Genomic DNA, 17,547 nt, shown 5'->3' on the forward strand with positions numbered 1-17,547 from the left:
CTCTTTTTTACTAACTAGTTTAATACTTTAACCGTAACTGTTTTACGTCCCCAGCTACTTGATGTACCTTTATCTGGCATTAAAACGTCGATTTTATTACCTTTAATAGCTCCACCAGTATCACCAGCGATTGCTACTCCGTAACCTTCAACCCATACTTTTGAACCTAATGGAATTACACTTGGATCAACTGCAATAAGTTTCATGTTTGGATTAGCTGTTAAGTTATGACCTAAAGCTGATTTTACTTGGTCGCCTGCTTTATAACCATTTTCAAGTGGATCTGCTGTGTAAGCTGTTGCTACAACTTGGAACTCACGAGAAGAAGATTGTGTGTTTTTCTCAGTTTCTTTTGCAACAGGTTGTTGTGTAGCTGGTTTTTGAACTTTATTAGCCGCTTCACGATCAGCTGCCTCTTGAGCCTTAGCTGCTTTACGAGCTTCAGCTGCTGCCTCTTGAGCTTTAGCTGCTTCACGAGCTTCAGCATCTGCCTGAGCTTTAGCTTCTGCTTGAGCCTTAGCTGCTTCTTGAGCTTTAGCCGCTGCTTGAGCTTCAGCTGCTTCCTGAGCTTTAGCTGCTTCACGAGCTTTAGCCGCTTCTTGAGCTTTAGTTTCTGCTTGAGCTTCAGCGTCTGCCTGAGCTTTAGCTTCTGCTTGAGCCTTAGCTGCTTCACGAGCTTTAGCTGCTTCCTGAGCTTTAACTTCTGCTTGAGCTTCTGCCGCTTCACGAGCTTTAGTTGCTTCTTGAGCTTTAGCTTTTGCTTGAGTTTCAGCTACTTCCTGAGCTTTAACTGCTTCACGAACTTTAGCTGTATCTTGAACATTAGTCGTTTTTTCAACTTTAACTACTGGTTGAACTTTAACTGGTGCTTTACCTGTTAAGTAAGGAACATGAACATAAGCTGTTTTTCCGTTATATTCAAATTGAATCCAATCATTCTGTACTTGGTGTGTTGTTTCAATTACATCATCTTTTTTCAACTTACCAAGAATCTCTGAGTCTGTGTTTGCTCCAGCACGTACGTTTAATACGTTTGCTGTTACGTAGTAAGTGTCTTTTGTATAGTCAGCGCTTATGAAAGCTTCTTTACCGCTATTCAATTGAACTTTTGACCAACCATTTTCTGTATGTAAAACATTTACTTTATATCCATCTAATAATTTTCCTACAACTTTTGATTCAGTAGTTGGGTTTTCTCGTACGTTTAGTACGTCAGTCGTTACGATTGTTTCTGCTTTAGCAGATGTTGTGAAAATCCCAAGACCAAAAACCGCTGCTGTTGCTATACCCATAAATTTTTTCATAATAGCCTCCATTGCATTTGTTTTCGTTGACCTCATTATAGCAACCATTATTTTCTTATTTGCGAAAAACATAAAATTACAAAGCTTTCGTAACGGGGCATTAATATTCTGTAACAATTCCATAAATATCCTGATAGCGCTTCCTTGTTGTTTTTTGGCGTATCAGGGCATATGAAACACAAAATGAGTAGTATTTCAATTACTGTAACGTTAATAATGTTACAGTAATATTTCTAGGTGATATCTATAGCGTTACGAAAGTAGCATATTTTACTGTTTGAATGGAAAATTAGTTATAAAACGATAATCTTTTTAGGCGTGAAAATATATAAATGAGGTGAAATTTAAAAAAATATCGGTATAATTGTTACAAAATCAGTCGAAGTATGGAAAAAATTACGCCTTGATTTTCGTCTGTTACATAGTATTTTTGCAATAATAGAATTAGATAATAGCCTTAGTACCTATAAATAATGAAGAGTATTAGAATGATAGTTGTAACGTGAAACATATATAATAGAAGAAACTCAATTCAGTAGATAAATAAAAAACGTAGGAGTGTAAACTCCTACGTTTTTGTTTATTCATATCGTAAACATTCAATTGGATCCAGTTTGGCAGCTTTGTTAGCTGGTAGTAAACCGAATATAATACCGATTAACATGGAGATACCTACTGCAAGAAGTCCAAGTTCTTTTGAGACAACGAGTGGCCATCCAGCAAAGATTGAGACGATCCAAGCGAAGAAAATACCGAGCATGAATCCGATGAAACCACCAAGTCCTGTTAAAATACAAGATTCGATTAAGAATTGTGTTAATACTTTACCACGTGTTGCACCAAGTGCTTTACGAATACCAATCTCACGTGTACGTTCTGTTACAGATACGAGCATGATGTTCATTACACCGATACCACCAACAAGTAAGGAGATAGCAGCAATACCACCAAATACCATTTTCATCATACCGATTGATTCGTCTAGTTGTTTCGTAAATTCACCTAAGTCTTGTGCTTCGAATTTGTGCTCAAATTTAGGAGCTTTCATTTCGTTTAAGACAGAAACGGCTTGTTTTTCTACACTTTTACGTTCTGTCGGAGAGGTCATTGTTAATCTTACAGAGTCATACTCATTTACTCCTGAAATGACAGGCGCATTTTCAAGTGATGTATAACCTTCAGGCATAGGCATTCCAAAGTCGTTTTTCGTTTCGTATACACCAACTATTTTATACGGCTTTCCTTTTATATCTGTGTATTGATTTGATTCCCAACCACTACTAAATAATTTGTTGAAAGCTTCTTCATTTAATATAACAGCAGGGATTGCTTGGTTTAATTCACTGTCATTTAATTCACGACCGTGAACTAATTTTATTTTCGAATCTGTCATAAAGGCGCCTGTTCCACCTTTTAAATCAAGATTTACATCTTTTGAACCAGCAGATGCTTTTACTTTCATACTTACGTCTGGATACACATCTTTAACGCCTGGTACAGTTTGCAGACGGTTTAGCATATCAGGTGTGATTTTGGCACTATCTGTTCCGTAATCAGGATTGTTGTAGTAAATCGTTACTTCGTTATCTTTTCCTTGGCCTAATTCTTTTTTAAACTTTGCGTTTGTACCATCACCCATTGAAATGATAGTAATAATGGCACTAATACCGATAATAATACCTAACATCGTTAAAATAGAACGCATTTTATGAGCAAAGATAGAGGAAAGGGCCATGCGTATATTTTCACTCGTATTCAAAATTAACCTCTCCAATCTTGGACGATATTTCCGTCACGAATTACAATTTGACGTGCTGCAGCTTCCCCGATTTCACGGTCATGGGTAATCATAATGATTGTTGAGCCTTGTTTATTTAATTCGTAAAAGAGGTCCATAATTTGTGTGCTTGTTTTCGTATCAAGTGCTCCCGTCGGTTCATCGGCTAAAATGAATTTTGGGTTATTTACGATTGCACGTGCAACAGCGACACGCTGCTTTTGTCCACCTGATAATTCGTTCGGTAAGTGAGTAGCGCGATCAGCTAAACCGACTTTTGTTAAAGCAGCTAATGAGCGCTCGCGTCTTTCTTTTTTATCGACTCCAGCGTAAATAAGAGGTAGTTCTACATTTTGAAGCGCTGTAAGTCTCGGTAATAACATGAAGTTTTGGAATACGAATCCGATCTCTTTATTACGTACGTGTGCAAGTTCTGTTTCAGTCATGTTTGAAATATTTTGACCGGCTAGTTCGTACGTACCTGTCGTCGGTTTATCTAAGCAACCGATAATGTTCATTAATGTTGATTTACCAGAACCAGAAGGTCCCATAATAGAAGTGAATTCTCCTTGGTTCAGTGTTACGTCAATTCCGTGTAATATTTGAACGGACTCTGCACCATTTTGGAAGGATTTCGTGATGCCTTTTAAGTTAATCACTGGGCGACAACCTCCATACCATCTTTTAAGTCTTTTTCAGGTTTAGAGATAATTTCCTCTCCTTTTTTCACTCCAGAAACTTTTGCTTCGCTATCAGTCTCGAATTCAACAGTAACTGCTTGTTCTTTCGCCTTACCGTCTTTTACAACGAAGACAACATTTTTGTCACCTTTTTTCACGATACTGCTTTTCGGAACAATTGTACCAGTTGCTTCGCCAGATTTACTTGTTACGTAAACGTGGAAGCCGTTTTGTAATTCGTCACTATTATCTAATGTGACAGTGAATTGATAGTTAGAAACAGTTTTATTTTCATCCATGCTCTTTAATGGTGTAGAACCGATTTCTGTTACTTTTCCTGTCCAAGTCTTACCAGCGACAGTTTTTGATGAAACAGTTACTTCTTGCCCAACTTTCATACTAGCAAGCTCATATTCAGAAAGTTGACCTTTTACCTTAAATTGACCAGCGTGACGAAGAGTAACCCCGCTCATACCTGTTTTTTCGTCAGCAGTTTTCACAATATCATCAATTACGCCATCAGCAGGACTTGTTACAGAAAGAGTGTTTACTTTCTCTTTTGCTGCTTTAATCATTTCATCAGCTTTTTCAACTTCAAACTTTTTCATTTCAAGTTGTGATTCTAATTGCCCAACTTCAGCTTCTGATGCTTTTAATGCTTCAGCAGGAAGGCCTGCATTTTTATCTTTTTGTAATTTTTGTTTCGCCGCATCAATTTGTTTTTGGAACAACGTTACTTCTTTTTGTGCGATTTTCTTTTGCATTTCTGCTTCTGTTACACCTTGTTTCGCAGTCGGATCATTGTATTTAAATAGAAGCTGACCCTTTTTCACTTCATCGCCTTTTTTAACAGCTAATTCATATGTTCCTTTTGTTGGATCGAATGAAATAGTTTCAATTCCATTTGGAATAACTTCGCCACCAAATTTTTGCGCGTTTTGGATTTGTTTTTCAGTTACTTTATATCCGCTATATGCCATTGCTACTTCTGAACCGCCACCAGCAAATGCAAAGTATGATCCAGCTGCAATTCCGATTGCTACTACACTAGTAATTAACACTTTATTTTTCTTCTTCATCTATTTATCACCTTTTCGTTCGTTTTAGTATCTACATTAAGTATAGAAGAGGTGAAGAATCTGACAAATCGTTTTAGCTTACAATAACCTTACAGTTTTGTAAGGTATGAATATGCAAATGTAAGGTAGAGGTTGTCCTAGTGTAAGCAAATGAATTGACTCGTCGTTTCTTTCTTACAATAATATTGTATGGAGGAAAGGAGGAAGGAAGATGGAAGCTTATTTTAGTGCGCATCCATTAAAACCGTTTATTCCATACTCAAGGCAACATGCCATTATATTATTTATTATGTTGGTGGGGATATTTTTTCTGTATCAATACCAAGATTTATTACGTCAAAATGAGTGGAATATAACGGTTCGATATGCGATTGCATTTTTATTTATAGGTAGTGAAATTGGGCTTCATATGTGGGAGTGGAAAGCGGGGATTTTTGAGCTAGCTACTTCATTACCGTTTGAGTTATGTACAATTAGTTTGTTGTTAGCGTCGATTATGATTGTAACGAAAAGTTACCGTATATATGAGATTGTATTTTTTACGGGAATTATTGGTGCATCACAAGCCATTTTAACACCAAATTTGCAATATGTTTTTCCGCATTTTCGTTTCATTGAATATTTTATCGCGCATGTATTGCTTATTTGGGCACCACTCTTTATGACTTGGGTGGAAGGCTATAGACCGACCTTGCAATCTATTAAGCGTACGATGATATTTTTAAACATATTGATTCCGCTTGTTTCGTTTGTGAATTACAAAACAGGTGGTAATTATATGTTTTTAGCTCATAAGCCAGAAACAGCTTCATTACTCGATATGTTAGGACCGCATCCTTACTATATTATTTCATTAGAACTCGCAGCGCTTATTGGGTGTTTTATTTTATATATGCCGTTTGCGAAAAGAGAAAGGCATGCGCATAAAGAATCACTAGGATCATAGCTTAGTGATTTTTTGTCTTTAAAATATTTACAATTCAGAAAATTAAGAATAAAATTAGGGGGTAAATTATAGAGAGAGAAGGGTGAAAATGGTCAAAAAGGTATTTTTGAATGGGATGGAAGTGACGATTCAATTTCTTATTTCGATTTTGGGGATTATTATTTTAGGGGCTCTGCCGAAATTGTTTTATGGATTTAAGCTGGATGTATCAAAGTACATACAGAGTTTAAAAGAAGTGTTTGTGAACTTAATGGATATTTCCAATTTGCAATATGTGAGAGGTAAATTTTTATTTCCGCAGCTGTTCGTCCATTATAAAGAAACGATTATTATTTTTTTAGCTGCTTTTTTTATTTCATTATTTGTAGCATTTTGTATTGTTTATGTAATTATGAGTAGTTCACCGCGTATACAACATCGAATTAAATCATTTCTCATCTTCCTAGAATCCATTCCAGATATCCTTCTTATTTTAGTATCACAAATTTTAGTTGTATGGTTTTTTAAACAAACAGGTTTTTTACCTTTTCAAATTGCTTCAATTGGAGGCGAGTCGATTAGAGGGTTGCCAATATTGTGTTTGAGCATCCCGACTACGATTATGTTTGTAAAAATGGTCGTGCTTCGTTTTGAAAATGAACTAGAAAAAGATTATGTACTATTTGCTAAGGCGAAAGGGCTGGGGCGTTTTCATATTTTAAATCGTCATATTTTACGAAATGTGTTGCTTAGTACATTATTCTTTGCGAAAACGAATATCTTTTTTATGTTATCTAATTTATATATTATAGAATGGATTTTTAATACGGGTGGTATTTTTATGTTTTTGAAATCGTATTTCGGTATTAGAGTTGAGGTTTTCATCGTTAGTGTGCTTCTTATATATATTCCGATTTTTATTTTATTTAAATTGTTTCATTATCTCATTCCGGCTGCGATGAAGGAGAGATTATAATATGTGGACGTATATAAAACGTGATAAAAGATTTTGGATAAGCATTGGGTTTCTTCTCCTATTAGTTCTTTTGAGCATCGGAAATACGTTATGGAATGATGGACATATTAGACAAGTTACATTGCAATATGATGTGGATGAAAATCCACAAGTGCCACCGTTTCCACCTTCATTACAATTTTTACTCGGGACAGACCGGAAAGGGTATGACCTGTTACATTTAGTCATTGAAGGCGCGAAGTGGACGATTGGTATATCTATTTTAATTGCGGCACTTAGAATGGTAATAGGTGTGTTTTTCGGTGTCGTACTCGGAACGTATATAAAAAGAGGATTTTCAAAAATTGAGGCTTTCTTTGATAGTTTTACAGTTATTCCAACAGTTATGATTGCGTATTTTTTTCTTCAATCTGCAAATGCATTTGGAAGCGGAGAGGAGACCACAACCTTTTTTGAAAGGGCTTCGTTTCAAGTGGTATTACTTGTACTGCTTGTAATGCCAGTTATTGCACTGTATGTTGCGAAGGAAGTTCGTAAATTGCGAACGGAAGAATTTGTTGATGCCGCGCGCATATTAGGCGGATCGAGAAGACGTATTGTTATAAAACATCTTTTTCCGCATCTCTATATGACTTTTATACTCGTATTTCTTCAACAGTTTACGCAGAGTCTTACTATTTTACTGCACTTAGGATTACTTGAAGTGTTCTTTGGTGGGACTGTTACGTTTGGTGGACCTATAAAAGAGGTGGAATCTTATACGCATGAATGGTCAGGTTTAATTGGAGTATACTTTAGATCATTAACAGTGCATCCATGGATTCCTCTAGTCCCAATTACATTTTTCGGACTAACTATTTTTTCAGGAAATATGATTGTGAAAAGTATAGAAGAGGCAATGTTGAAAGTAAGGTTAGGAGGGGAGAGAAAGAGGAAAGATGTAGAAGAGGAACAATCTGCTTTGCAGTCAAAAGAAGAGTTATTTACTTTTAAACATACGATGTGAAGAGAAAGAAGAAGCAAGCATGGATTTCATGCTTGCTTCTTTTCTTTATTTTGTAGAAACTTCACCTGCAGCTTCTGTTTGCGGAATAAAGTATCCAATTATACCACCGATTATTGCTGGAATGATCCAGCCAATTCCTAAGTTATAAAAAGGAATGGTGTGTACGATATTAGCGATAAAATCTGGTATCATTTCCACATTATCAAGTGCATGAATACAGCTAATAATGAATGCTGCGATCATCGCTCCGATGTAGACAGAAGGTTTACGTTTCGTATATTTATCGATAAATGATGCGAAAATTAAAATGATTGTAATTGGGTACAAAATAATTAATACAGGTAGTGTGATTTTAATTAATAAGCTTAATCCTAAGTTTGAAATAACGAAACTAAAGATACAAACGTATAGCACAAGCTTTTTGTATGAAATATTTGTTAGCACTGTTGTGAAGTAATTTGCAAATGCACTTACAACACCAATTGCCGTTGTTAAACAAGCGAAGATAATGGCGATACTTAATAAAACATTACCGCTTGTCCCAAAGAATTGATACATAACAGTAGCTAATAGTTGACCACCGTTTTCGAATTGCCCTAAGTTTCCGTTTGAAGCTCCGATATAACCGAGTAAGAAATAAACAATTGTTAAGAATAGAGCAGCGATACTTCCGCAAATGATTGTATATTTTGCGATAGATTTCTTCTCTTGTATACCGTTTTGACGAATTGCATTTACAACAATTGTTGATAGTACGAGAGCCCCAATTGCATCTAACGTTAAAAATCCTTCAAGAAATCCTTTGAAAAACGGGATGTCTTTATAGTCACCGATAGGTTCTGCAAACGTCCCTGGTGAAAGAATCGCTTTTGTTGCCATAATTGCAATAATTACAAGTAAAATTGGCGTTAATATTTTACCGATATGATCTACTAGCTTGGATGGATTTAATGATAAGAAGTAAACGAATGTAAAGAAAATCGCACTAAAAACTAACATAGAATACCATTGATCTGGGAAAAGTGGTGCAATCCCGATTTCATAAGATACAGATCCAGTTCGTGGAATAACAAATAGTGGGCCGATTGAAAGATAAATAATGATAGCGAATACTGCTGCGAATTTTGGATGAACACGGCTCGCTAAAGTGTTAAAACTACCACCAGCAAGGGCAACAGCAACGATAGCAAGTAAAGATAAACCGACGTCTGTAATAATAAAACCTGTAATGGAAACCCACATATTTTCTCCGGAAGAAAGACCGAGAAGGGGCGGGAAAATCATATTACCAGCACCGAAGAAAACTGCGAATAGTAATAAACTAATCGAAAGTATTTGCGCTGGTTTTAAAGTTGTATGCATATAAAGAAAATCCTCCTAATGAGTGTTTTTGTCGAAAATTCAAACAATTTGTCGAGTAACTGTTATTATTTTAAAGGTCTGATGACTAGAAAGCAATAGGGAATTTTGAAAATATTAAAAAATAATGCATTAAATCGAATAAATATACTATTTATATGTTTAATAGGAAGGATTTAACTTTTAACGTAAAAAAACACATATCGCTAGGATACGTGTATTAAAAATATATTTTTCTATCGCGTTCTTCTTTTAAAATTTCAACCGCTTCTCGGAAACGTTGTGAATGAACGATTTCACGTTCACGTAAGAAGCGTAGACTATCATTTATATCTGGATCATCGGATAAGTTAATGAGCCATTGATATGTTGCTCGTGCTTTTTCTTCAGCTGCAATATCCTCGTATAAATCGGCAATTGGATCACCTTTAGCCTGTATATAGGTTGCAGTAAATGGAACACCAGCAGCGTTATGGTAATGAAGAGCACTGTCATGATCAGCGTAATGAGGGTCAAGACCAGCAGCTTTCATTTGTTCAGGGGTCGCATCTTTCGTCAGCTTATAAACCATCGTAGCAATCATTTCAAGGTGAGCAAATTCTTCTGTACCAATATCAGTAAGTAGGCCAATGACTTTATCAGGAATTGTATAACGTTGATTTAAGTAACGTAGTGCAGCAGCTAATTCTCCATCTGCACCACCGTATTGCTCGATTAATAATTTTGCAAGTGCGGGATTGCAAGTTCCCACTTTAACTGGGTATTGTAATTTCTTTTCATAAATCCACATAGTTTCTCTCCTTTATATTTGCCATGGCCAAGGACCTTTGCTCCATTCCCAAGGGGCATTAGAATAGCTGTTTCCAAACTGTTGGAGTGGTCCGTATTTTTCTTCCATCTTTTGTTTTAATACTCTCCGTTTATAGGAAAAGTCATTAAAATGATTAATCGCAGCGGTGTCATCTGGATGTGTATCTAAATAAAGAGTGAGTTCAACTAGTACAAAGTCCAGTTCTTGAAGCTCCAGTAAAAGTTTATAGTATTCTTCTGGTAGCGATTGATTCACGACAGTAGTCACCGCCCTTTTTTATAAGGATTTTCATAATAGTCATAAAAAACAGGCCATAAAGTCCCTTTTTGTAGTGCTTCTTTTGGTGTGAATTGTGGTAAGTTTGGCGGTTGAAAGCCTAAAAATAAATTAGGAGGAGTAGAATAATATTTTTTTCCAATAGGAGGACAGGGATCGAGAGGACTATGATAGGGCACGAATGATCTCATATATTTATTCACGAATAAACCTCCTTAAGTGTTCATTACTACGTATTGTATTCAGACATAATAGGCATTTATGACACATATAAAAAAGTAATAGGTACGGGGGGAATGAATGTGGAGAATGTGAAACAATTCATTGTATTGGAAGTGAAAAACTTAAAGGAAACTTTGTATTTTTACGAAGGGATTTTAGGAATTAAACCTAGTTTAGAAAGACCTCAATTAGATGTAACAGGGGTTTGGTATGATGCTGACTCAACGAGAATTAGTTTTATTATGAAGCGCAGTTTGGGCGGGCGTGAGAAGAGTGTTACGGACTCAGTTGATGTTCTAACGTTTTCAATTTCTAACATAGAGAATGTAAAGAAGAGGTTAGTATTTTATAAAATCGCATACACAGAAAACAAAAGTGAGAAGAGTATTGTGGTACAAGACCCGGATGGATATAAACTTCAAGTGATAGAGAAGGATGAATAGACGGAGGGGATTTAGTGGAGAGAAATTATGAAGAAAGTGCGTTGTTTGAGCATCAATTTTGGTTAAAAGTACTTACTGATCATGCACAATTTTTACTGGATGCATTAGCTCCGAAGGAAAAAGAGGATATAAAAAAAGCTACTTACTTTGTTGAAACATTTACGAATTTGTTAAATAAAGTTCGGAATGTGAATCTGATGGCATTTTCAAAAGAGGCAGAACAAGCCGCTAAGGAGATTCGGGCGTTTAAATTAAATATTATACAGAAGCAGTTGGAAGGGAAAATTACGATTCATTTTACGCCAACTTTTATTAATCATATGGTAAACGAAGTGGAAGAGTATATAGCAGTTTTAGAGTTTTTGAAGAAAGGGGAAGTTCCGCCTGTTTTTCATGAATTACATTATCATCTCGTTTGGTTAACGGATGCGGCTGGTCACGCAGGCTCTATTTCTGGCGGATTAGATCTTGTTGAAAAAAGATTAAAAGAGAAAAGCGAAGAATTTACGAAGCATTTTGAACAATTTTACTTAAAGGCAGTTGAAATGACAGGGTATTTACGAACGGAGCTTCATCATTTTCCAGCATTAAAGAAGTTTACGAAAGATGTTTCACTTGAATTGAAATTATTTTCGCATTTTTTACATGAAGTGGAAGAGCTCGAGTTATCGAATGAAGTATTAAGTGTATTATCGGCTAGAATGGCAGATCATATGGCAAGAGAGGAATGTTACTACTTATTAAAACTAGCTCAATCGTCTGGACTTGAAATGCCGAAATGTAATCCGCTTTAAAGAAAAAGAGGTCAATTTTATTTGGCCTCTTTTTCTGTTTTATTGTCTCTTTTTATTTTTGCTTGTTCAATGCTTGCCTGTAATGTCTCCATAATATTAATGATGTTCGGAGTTGGAGAGATTGTTTCAGTTTTTTCCTGTTGTTCAATTTTATTCTCGATTAATTCGGTAAGGGCTTCTTTATATTCATCTGTATACATTTCTTGTTCAAAAGGATTTGTAAGGTGGTGGATTAAATTAATTGCTGCGGTGAGTTCTTGTTTTTGTATAGGATAATTTTCGTTACTTGGTAAGTTAGGTGTATTTGTTATAGCGCGAATTTCATTAGGGTAGTGGATGGTTTGTAACATTAGTCCATCTTCAAAGTTACGGATAATAGCTAAATGTTGTTTTTTTCTAATAGAAATATGGATAAGCCCAAGTTTATTTGTACGTTCAAGAGCTTCTTTTAATAATAAATAGGATTTTTCATGTCCTGGGGTAGGTCCTATAAAATAAGAGCGATCATAAAGAACAGAATCAATTTCGTTATTTTGGACAAAAGATATAATACGAATGGATCGTGGTTCATGAGCTTGTTGTAATTCAGCTAATTCTTTTTCATCCATAATAATATATTTATGAGGTGCGTATTCATAGGCTTTTACAATATCGTTATCATCAATTTCTTCATCCGTACAATCGGGAGCGAACTTTTTATATTTAATAGGTGTTAAGCATTCTTTATGGAGACTTAAAAATTTTATGTCGTTTTCTTCTACGGCACTGTATAGTTTAATTCCTATATTTAATAGTCCAAGTGAAAGTGCGCCTTTCCAGACGGTATGCAAATGAAACATCTCCCTTCGTTCAAAAATGGTTATGTATATTATGAGATAGTAAGAAATTTCCTATACGTTTTTTGTTTTTACGGAAGGGATTGGAATATAAAATATATTGACAAGCCCTCTGAAATATTTTAATGTGAGTGTATAAAATTGTGTATAAAGGGGAGTAACTTATTACAATAAAGTCGTCATTACAGGGAGAAACCCTCGGCTTTATTGGCAACGTTTCGTTGTTAGTGAGACCTTTACCAGCAATGGTAAAGGCCCCTTTCTGTCTTTTTGAGGACCCTTACCATATTTGGTAGGGTCCTTTTCGTATACAAAGAGAGGAGATATAAAAATGAAAAAACTTATTAGTAGATTAAGAGTTGTATTTCATGTTCGCCGATTTGTTCCATTCCTATTTGACTTTTTTACTTCAAAAGAGGTTTCAATAAAGAAGAAAATTTTATCTGTTGCTTTTTTAGTTGGGTATGTAGCGATGCCGCTCGATTTAATTCCAGACTTCCTACCGTTTATCGGTATTTTAGATGATATTGGAGTTGTGTTATTTATTTTGAACCGAATTGTAAAAATGGCGCCAGTTCAATTACAAGAAAAGCATAACGTAAACGTAGGATAGGAGTTAAAAATATGGAGCAAATTATTTTAGATATAATCGAGTTTTTAAAGCAGTTTTCTTATTTTGGAGTTGTGTTAGCATTAACGTTTGAATTTATTCCGGCAGAAGTAGTGTTGCCTATGGTTGGGTATTGGGTATACGAGGGAGATATGAATTTTTGGTTGGCTGTATTAGCAGGGACACTTGGTGGAACGACAGGACCTTTAACGTTATATGCACTCGGTTATTACGGTGGTCGTCCGCTATTAATAAAATACGGAAAATACTTCTTTATTAAAGAAGAACAAATTCAAAAAGCAGATGATTTCTTTGAGAAATATGGACCAGTTGTAGCATTTGTTGGACGCTTTGTACCTGGAGTGCGAACGCTTATTTCTGTTCCATGTGGTATGGCAAAAATGAACATATGGAAATTTAGTATTTATACATTTGTAGCAATGTTCCCGTTAACGACTTTGTATGTTTATTTTGGAATGAAATTAGGTCCACATTGGGAAAAAGCAGCGGATGTTGTTGGACAATATATGCTACCGATATTAGGAGGCGTTATTCTTATTGTTGCTAGTATCTTTGTCTATAAATATATGAAAAAAAGAAACAAAACGGAATCTATCTAGTCATTTGAATATTTTTTGAAAATAGATGAATAGTACAGGCAAAAGACTCTGGGGGACATACACATATAGGGAATATAAAAGAGAGAGGGGAAACAACTATGTCTTGTGAGTGCTCAGGGTCAGCATTAACTTGTTGTCCAGATAAAAATTATGTGCAAGATAAAGTGTGTAGTCCGTGGTCAGGAACTGTAGTGGCGACTGCTATTACGAATGTACTGTACAACAATAATATTAATCAAAATATGATTGGAACAGGGTTTGTTCGATATGACGTCGGACCGGCTCCGATCACACTGACAGTTTTAGATGCAGCAGGCGCTACAATTGATACACAAACATTAAACCCAGGAACAAGTATAGCTTTTACGTACCGTCGTTTCGTAACAATTGAAGTAACTTTACCTGCTGCAACAGCTGGAACATATCAAGGGGAGTTTTGTATAACTACACGTTATCCACTTTCATAATAGAAAAGGAGAGGGCTAAGATGTACAATTCTAACTTATCATGCTGTTCCAGTAAAACACTTGTTCAAGATCAGGTATGTATAGATTGGGCTGCTACTGGTGCGGTAACTGAAACAGTGTATACGAATAATATTACGCAAGATTTATATGCATCAGGTTATGTGAAATATGATGTAGGTACAGCTCCAATTACGGTGAATTTTTTAGTAGGAGCGACAGTGGTGAATACAATTACTGTACAACCACAAAGCAGTGGATCATTTACAGTAAGATACTTTACTACAATTCAAATTGTAACAACAGGAACGGGAGTAAGCCAAGGACAATTATGTCTGACAGTACGTTATCCAATTTCATAAGCAAAAGCATACCAAGTGGTATGCTTTTTTATATAGTTTGTAAGTTAAGGTGGTGAAGAAATTTATAAGCAAAATGAGAATTGACAACAATATTTTCCTTCCATATATCGGGTTGGGTTATTTGGAATATCAATGATAGCCACAGATTGTAAGGATTGACCTGTATATGACATTGTGTTGCCAGGATAGACTGTAAAAGTATTTGTCACCTTTCCGATAATTTGAACGGTAATTCCTGCAGTACTACTAGTACTATTATACACAGAAATGGTACCAGATATTTTAACTACACCATCTCCTTCCCATAAGATTAATGTAGGATTTTCAGAAGGTGGTGGAATTTCTTTTGTTATAAGAAAATTACCGGCAAATTCATTTGTAATTAATTCACAGCCTGGTGGTTCTGGTGGATTAGGTGGATCATAGGGAGGGCAGATGATAGATAAAGGGGCATAACAGCCGATATTTTTTTTACAAGCCATTAGTAGCTCCTCCCTTCATACTTTCTTTTTATTACTATTAAATGTTGGAAAACGATAGTTGTGTTAATAAAGGGGCGAAAAATTTCAGGAAAGTTTGTTTAATAGGCTTCCAAATCATAATAATGAATAAGAGTCTGTTAGACACAAGGTACTTGTATAAGATAATACAAGTAATGTTGGATGTTACAGAAAAATGACTGTATATTTACAAAAGTTAAATAAATTTCATTTTCACTTTAAACGAAGTTAATATGTGTTCGATACAATAACCATTGTAATTAATTCATTATATGAGGAGGATTTACGTGGACAGAACTGATTTACGAAAAGTAAAAGGCCTTATTGGATTATTGATGGTTTTTGTATTAGCATTCGTATCATTTCCATGGAGCACATCAGTTAAAGCAGAAGAGAAAAAGCAAGAAAAGGCATCAAGTGAGAAGAAGATAGTTTTTCCAGTTGTAAGTGATGTACATATTAAAAATAGTGGAACGGATGATACGTTTCGCTGGAAAAGAGCGATTGAACAGTTTAATGCATTAGCACCGAAGCAAGATGCGTTCGTAATTGTGGGAGACTTTACTGATTCAGGATCGGTACAACAGTATGATCGTTTCATGCAAGTGTATAATGAAAATGCAAATAAAGATGCAGTGCGAATGAATTCTCTCGGTAACCATGATTATTGGAACGGTTTATCCGTAGAGGGTGCACAGAAGCGTTTCTTAGAAAAAACAGGTATGGAATCAATTTATTATCATAAAGTGGTAAAAGGTTATCACTTCCTTGTTATGTCTCCAGAGAATGGAACAACACATGGTTATTATTCGGACAAGCAAATTAATTGGTTAAAAGAAGAAATGGCAAAAGCACAAAAAGATGATCCAGAAAAACCGATTTTTGTATTTTTACATCAACATATTAAAGATACAGTGTACGGTAGTCAGGAATGGGGAACACAAGATAGCGCAAAAATTAATGCAGTGTTAAAAGAATATCCACAAGTTATTACGTTTTCAGGTCATTCACATTATCCGTTAGATGATCCGAGATCGATACATCAAAAAGACTTTACATCAGTTGGTACATCTTCAGTAAGTTATATGGAAGTTGAAGGTGGTAAAGTACAAGGGAATATCCCGCCAGGAGCTAGTACGTTAAGCCAAGGTTTATTAGTAGAAGTAGATGAAGAAGAAGTGACGATTAATCGCCGTGATTTCCATACGAATTCTTGGACAGGCGAGCCTTGGAAAATTAAATTACCAGCAAAGAAAGAAACATTTACACATGTAGAAGATCGTGATAAAGAAAAGCCTTACTTTGCTAAAGATGCAAAGCTTGCTGTATCAAATGTAACAAAAAATGCGGCGACAGTAACATTCCCGCAAGCATTGGACAACCTTCTTGTTCACTCTTACCGTGTGCAGGCTAGAGATAAGCAAACGGGTGAAATAAAAAATAAATTGTTAGCATTCTCAGAGTTTTATCGTGATCCAGTGCCGAAAGATCTTACGTTTACGCTTGCAGGGTTAGATGGCGGGAAAGCATATACACTTGAAGTAGTTGCGATTGATTCATTTGGCAATGAAACCGCACAGCCGTTAACTGCGGAAATTACTACGAAAAAAGATAATATTGACCCGAATGTGAAAGTACCAAAAGCTGATGTTTTCGATGTAAACTTTGCAGATGGTACATTTAAAGACAATTCACCATTTGGTACAAAAGGTGATGTGAAGGGCAATGTGACTATTGAATATGATAAAGCATTGAAGAAGAATGTTATGAAGTTAAACGGAAAAGCAAATACATTTGGATACCTTCCATTTTCAGCAGCACAAAAAGAGAAAATAGTAAATACGTTTACATTAGAAACTGTATTTTCAATGAATGAAATTCGCGGACAAGGTATTTTGCAAAATACAGAGAGCGGCGGAATTGGATTTGAGTCTACAGGAAGTGGATATGTTGAATTATGGGCTCACATTGGAGGTAGCTATAAACGTGTTGGTGTTCAATTAGAAGCGAACAAAACGTATCATTTAACAGGAACGTATAACGGAAGCGAAGTGGCAATTTACGTAGATGGTAAAAAAGTAAATAGTCAGCCAGCTCAAGGAAAAGTTTATAACCCGAACGTACCATTTGCATTTGGAGCGGATCCTGATAGTAACGGAAATGGTGGTATTCCGTTAAATGGACAAATCGCGTTAGCAAAATTATATAGTAAAGCTTTAAGTTCTTCAGAAGTATTAGCATCATACAATGAGTTTTCTAACCGTACGAAGTTAGAGCAAGTAAATGCGTTATTTGAAGAGCTTGGAAAAGTAAAAGAAGTGTTAGTTAGTACGTATGAATTTGGTGATAAGCCAGGTCAATATTCAAAGGAAGCCTTTCAAGAATTAGAGAAAATAGTGATAGGTAAGGTTTTGACATCATCTCCACCTTTTCCCCCACTTCACACCGTACGTGAGACTTTCACCTCATACGGCGCTCCATCTAATTCAATTGACCAACTTTT

Annotated in this window: 20 protein-coding genes; 10 read left to right on the plus strand and 10 right to left on the minus strand. The window is 35.6% G+C overall.

Annotation, left to right across the window (positions count from 1 at the left end; all coding sequences use genetic code 11):
• Positions 1–14: 14 nt before the first annotated feature.
• From entC to ACS2CR_RS19115, 4 genes are all read right to left on the minus strand, one after another.
• Complete coding sequence (entC, locus tag ACS2CR_RS19100) at positions 15–1,427, minus strand: cell wall-binding protein EntC (RefSeq protein ID WP_000421970.1); 1,413 nt, start codon at positions 1,425–1,427, stop codon at positions 15–17.
• A gap of 457 nt (positions 1,428–1,884) precedes the next feature.
• A complete protein-coding gene (locus ACS2CR_RS19105) occupies positions 1,885–3,039 on the minus strand; it encodes an ABC transporter permease (protein WP_001986269.1) in 1,155 nt (384 codons plus the stop codon).
• A 26-nt stretch (positions 3,040–3,065) separates the two neighbouring features.
• Positions 3,066–3,740 (minus strand): ABC transporter ATP-binding protein, encoded by a 675-nt coding sequence (locus ACS2CR_RS19110; protein ID WP_000609104.1) that lies wholly within the window; start codon positions 3,738–3,740, stop codon positions 3,066–3,068.
• Positions 3,737–4,840, minus strand: a complete 1,104-nt coding sequence (locus tag ACS2CR_RS19115) for an efflux RND transporter periplasmic adaptor subunit (protein WP_000728830.1) — start codon at positions 4,838–4,840, stop codon at positions 3,737–3,739. Before ACS2CR_RS19115 ends, ACS2CR_RS19110 begins: the two co-directional genes overlap by 4 nt.
• 211 nt (positions 4,841–5,051) lie before the next feature.
• Here ACS2CR_RS19115 and ACS2CR_RS19120 point away from each other — a divergent pair, with 211 nt between their 5' ends.
• The 3 genes from ACS2CR_RS19120 to ACS2CR_RS19130 all read left to right on the plus strand — a co-directional run bounded on the left by ACS2CR_RS19120 (position 5,052) and on the right by ACS2CR_RS19130 (position 7,747).
• Positions 5,052–5,786, plus strand: a complete 735-nt coding sequence (locus ACS2CR_RS19120; RefSeq protein WP_053512561.1) for a YwaF family protein — start codon at positions 5,052–5,054, stop codon at positions 5,784–5,786.
• An 88-nt stretch (positions 5,787–5,874) separates the two neighbouring features.
• Positions 5,875–6,741, plus strand: a complete 867-nt coding sequence (locus ACS2CR_RS19125) for an ABC transporter permease subunit (protein ID WP_000239682.1) — start codon at positions 5,875–5,877, stop codon at positions 6,739–6,741.
• Between the two features lies 1 nt (position 6,742).
• A complete protein-coding gene (locus ACS2CR_RS19130) occupies positions 6,743–7,747 on the plus strand; it encodes an ABC transporter permease (protein ID WP_000269984.1) in 1,005 nt (334 codons plus the stop codon).
• A 45-nt stretch (positions 7,748–7,792) separates the two neighbouring features.
• Here ACS2CR_RS19130 and brnQ2 read toward each other — a convergent pair whose 3' ends face one another.
• From brnQ2 to ACS2CR_RS19150, 4 genes are all read right to left on the minus strand, one after another.
• Positions 7,793–9,109, minus strand: a complete 1,317-nt coding sequence (gene brnQ2 / locus ACS2CR_RS19135) for a branched-chain amino acid transport system II carrier protein BrnQ2 (RefSeq protein ID WP_438906072.1) — start codon at positions 9,107–9,109, stop codon at positions 7,793–7,795.
• A gap of 217 nt (positions 9,110–9,326) precedes the next feature.
• On the minus strand, positions 9,327–9,896 hold the full coding sequence (cotJC, locus tag ACS2CR_RS19140) for a spore coat protein CotJC (protein ID WP_000265274.1): 570 nt from the start codon (positions 9,894–9,896) through the stop codon (positions 9,327–9,329).
• Between the two features lie 12 nt (positions 9,897–9,908).
• Positions 9,909–10,172 (minus strand): spore coat protein CotJB, encoded by a 264-nt coding sequence (locus tag ACS2CR_RS19145; protein ID WP_053512559.1) that lies wholly within the window; start codon positions 10,170–10,172, stop codon positions 9,909–9,911.
• An 8-nt stretch (positions 10,173–10,180) separates the two neighbouring features.
• Positions 10,181–10,396, minus strand: a complete 216-nt coding sequence (locus tag ACS2CR_RS19150; protein WP_001046257.1) for a spore coat associated protein CotJA — start codon at positions 10,394–10,396, stop codon at positions 10,181–10,183.
• Positions 10,397–10,489: 93 nt separating this feature from the next.
• Here ACS2CR_RS19150 and ACS2CR_RS19155 point away from each other — a divergent pair, with 93 nt between their 5' ends.
• Positions 10,490–10,858: a VOC family protein gene (locus tag ACS2CR_RS19155; protein ID WP_044129442.1), complete on the plus strand. Its 369-nt coding sequence runs from the start codon at positions 10,490–10,492 to the stop codon at positions 10,856–10,858.
• 14 nt (positions 10,859–10,872) lie between these two features.
• Positions 10,873–11,652: a DUF2935 domain-containing protein gene (locus ACS2CR_RS19160; RefSeq protein ID WP_000440974.1), complete on the plus strand. Its 780-nt coding sequence runs from the start codon at positions 10,873–10,875 to the stop codon at positions 11,650–11,652.
• Positions 11,653–11,669: 17 nt separating this feature from the next.
• Here the strand turns inward: ACS2CR_RS19160 and ACS2CR_RS19165 are convergent, their stop codons facing one another.
• On the minus strand, positions 11,670–12,482 hold the full coding sequence (locus tag ACS2CR_RS19165; RefSeq protein WP_000557746.1) for a non-homologous end joining protein Ku: 813 nt from the start codon (positions 12,480–12,482) through the stop codon (positions 11,670–11,672).
• A gap of 337 nt (positions 12,483–12,819) precedes the next feature.
• Here ACS2CR_RS19165 and ACS2CR_RS19170 point away from each other — a divergent pair, with 337 nt between their 5' ends.
• The 4 genes from ACS2CR_RS19170 to ACS2CR_RS19185 all read left to right on the plus strand — a co-directional run bounded on the left by ACS2CR_RS19170 (position 12,820) and on the right by ACS2CR_RS19185 (position 14,544).
• Entirely contained in the window at positions 12,820–13,101 is a 282-nt protein-coding gene (locus ACS2CR_RS19170) for a YkvA family protein (protein ID WP_000733854.1), read from the plus strand.
• Positions 13,102–13,112: 11 nt separating this feature from the next.
• A complete protein-coding gene (locus ACS2CR_RS19175) occupies positions 13,113–13,718 on the plus strand; it encodes a DedA family protein (protein WP_000435017.1) in 606 nt (201 codons plus the stop codon).
• A 98-nt stretch (positions 13,719–13,816) separates the two neighbouring features.
• Positions 13,817–14,185 (plus strand): DUF3992 domain-containing protein, encoded by a 369-nt coding sequence (locus ACS2CR_RS19180; RefSeq protein WP_001277547.1) that lies wholly within the window; start codon positions 13,817–13,819, stop codon positions 14,183–14,185.
• 20 nt (positions 14,186–14,205) lie between these two features.
• The gene (locus ACS2CR_RS19185) at positions 14,206–14,544 is read left to right on the plus strand and encodes a DUF3992 domain-containing protein (RefSeq protein WP_000282809.1); all 339 of its coding nucleotides are present in this window, start codon (positions 14,206–14,208) and stop codon (positions 14,542–14,544) included.
• Positions 14,545–14,606: 62 nt separating this feature from the next.
• Here the strand turns inward: ACS2CR_RS19185 and ACS2CR_RS19190 are convergent, their stop codons facing one another.
• Positions 14,607–15,026: an S-Ena type endospore appendage gene (locus ACS2CR_RS19190; RefSeq protein WP_000752308.1), complete on the minus strand. Its 420-nt coding sequence runs from the start codon at positions 15,024–15,026 to the stop codon at positions 14,607–14,609.
• A gap of 305 nt (positions 15,027–15,331) precedes the next feature.
• On the opposite strand from ACS2CR_RS19190, the gene ACS2CR_RS19195 reads away from it, so the two are divergent.
• On the plus strand, positions 15,332–17,547 hold a 2,216-nt coding region (locus ACS2CR_RS19195), incomplete at its 3' end, for a LamG-like jellyroll fold domain-containing protein (protein ID WP_438906073.1).

Source organism: Bacillus cereus group sp. BceL291 (assembly GCF_051776705.1).
GTDB lineage: Bacteria > Bacillota > Bacilli > Bacillales > Bacillaceae_G > Bacillus_A > Bacillus_A cereus.

Bases quoted from the DNA above. Each gene is read 5' to 3' on its own strand.
- entC (WP_000421970.1), bottom strand. From the start codon at position 1,427: ATGGAATTGTTACAGAATATTAATGCCCCGTTACGAAAGCTTTGTAAT.
- ACS2CR_RS19105 (WP_001986269.1), bottom strand. From the start codon at position 3,039: ATGGCCCTTTCCTCTATCTTTGCTCATAAAATGCGTTCTATTTTAACG.
- ACS2CR_RS19115 (WP_000728830.1), bottom strand. From the start codon at position 4,840: ATGAAGAAGAAAAATAAAGTGTTAATTACTAGTGTAGTAGCAATCGGA.
- ACS2CR_RS19120 (WP_053512561.1), top strand. From the start codon at position 5,052: ATGGAAGCTTATTTTAGTGCGCATCCATTAAAACCGTTTATTCCATAC.
- ACS2CR_RS19125 (WP_000239682.1), top strand. From the start codon at position 5,875: ATGGTCAAAAAGGTATTTTTGAATGGGATGGAAGTGACGATTCAATTT.
- ACS2CR_RS19130 (WP_000269984.1), top strand. From the start codon at position 6,743: ATGTGGACGTATATAAAACGTGATAAAAGATTTTGGATAAGCATTGGG.
- brnQ2 (WP_438906072.1), bottom strand. From the start codon at position 9,109: ATGCATACAACTTTAAAACCAGCGCAAATACTTTCGATTAGTTTATTA.
- cotJC (WP_000265274.1), bottom strand. From the start codon at position 9,896: ATGTGGATTTATGAAAAGAAATTACAATACCCAGTTAAAGTGGGAACT.
- ACS2CR_RS19155 (WP_044129442.1), top strand. From the start codon at position 10,490: ATGAATGTGGAGAATGTGAAACAATTCATTGTATTGGAAGTGAAAAAC.
- ACS2CR_RS19170 (WP_000733854.1), top strand. From the start codon at position 12,820: ATGAAAAAACTTATTAGTAGATTAAGAGTTGTATTTCATGTTCGCCGA.
- ACS2CR_RS19175 (WP_000435017.1), top strand. From the start codon at position 13,113: ATGGAGCAAATTATTTTAGATATAATCGAGTTTTTAAAGCAGTTTTCT.
- ACS2CR_RS19180 (WP_001277547.1), top strand. From the start codon at position 13,817: ATGTCTTGTGAGTGCTCAGGGTCAGCATTAACTTGTTGTCCAGATAAA.
- ACS2CR_RS19185 (WP_000282809.1), top strand. From the start codon at position 14,206: ATGTACAATTCTAACTTATCATGCTGTTCCAGTAAAACACTTGTTCAA.
- ACS2CR_RS19190 (WP_000752308.1), bottom strand. From the start codon at position 15,026: ATGGCTTGTAAAAAAAATATCGGCTGTTATGCCCCTTTATCTATCATC.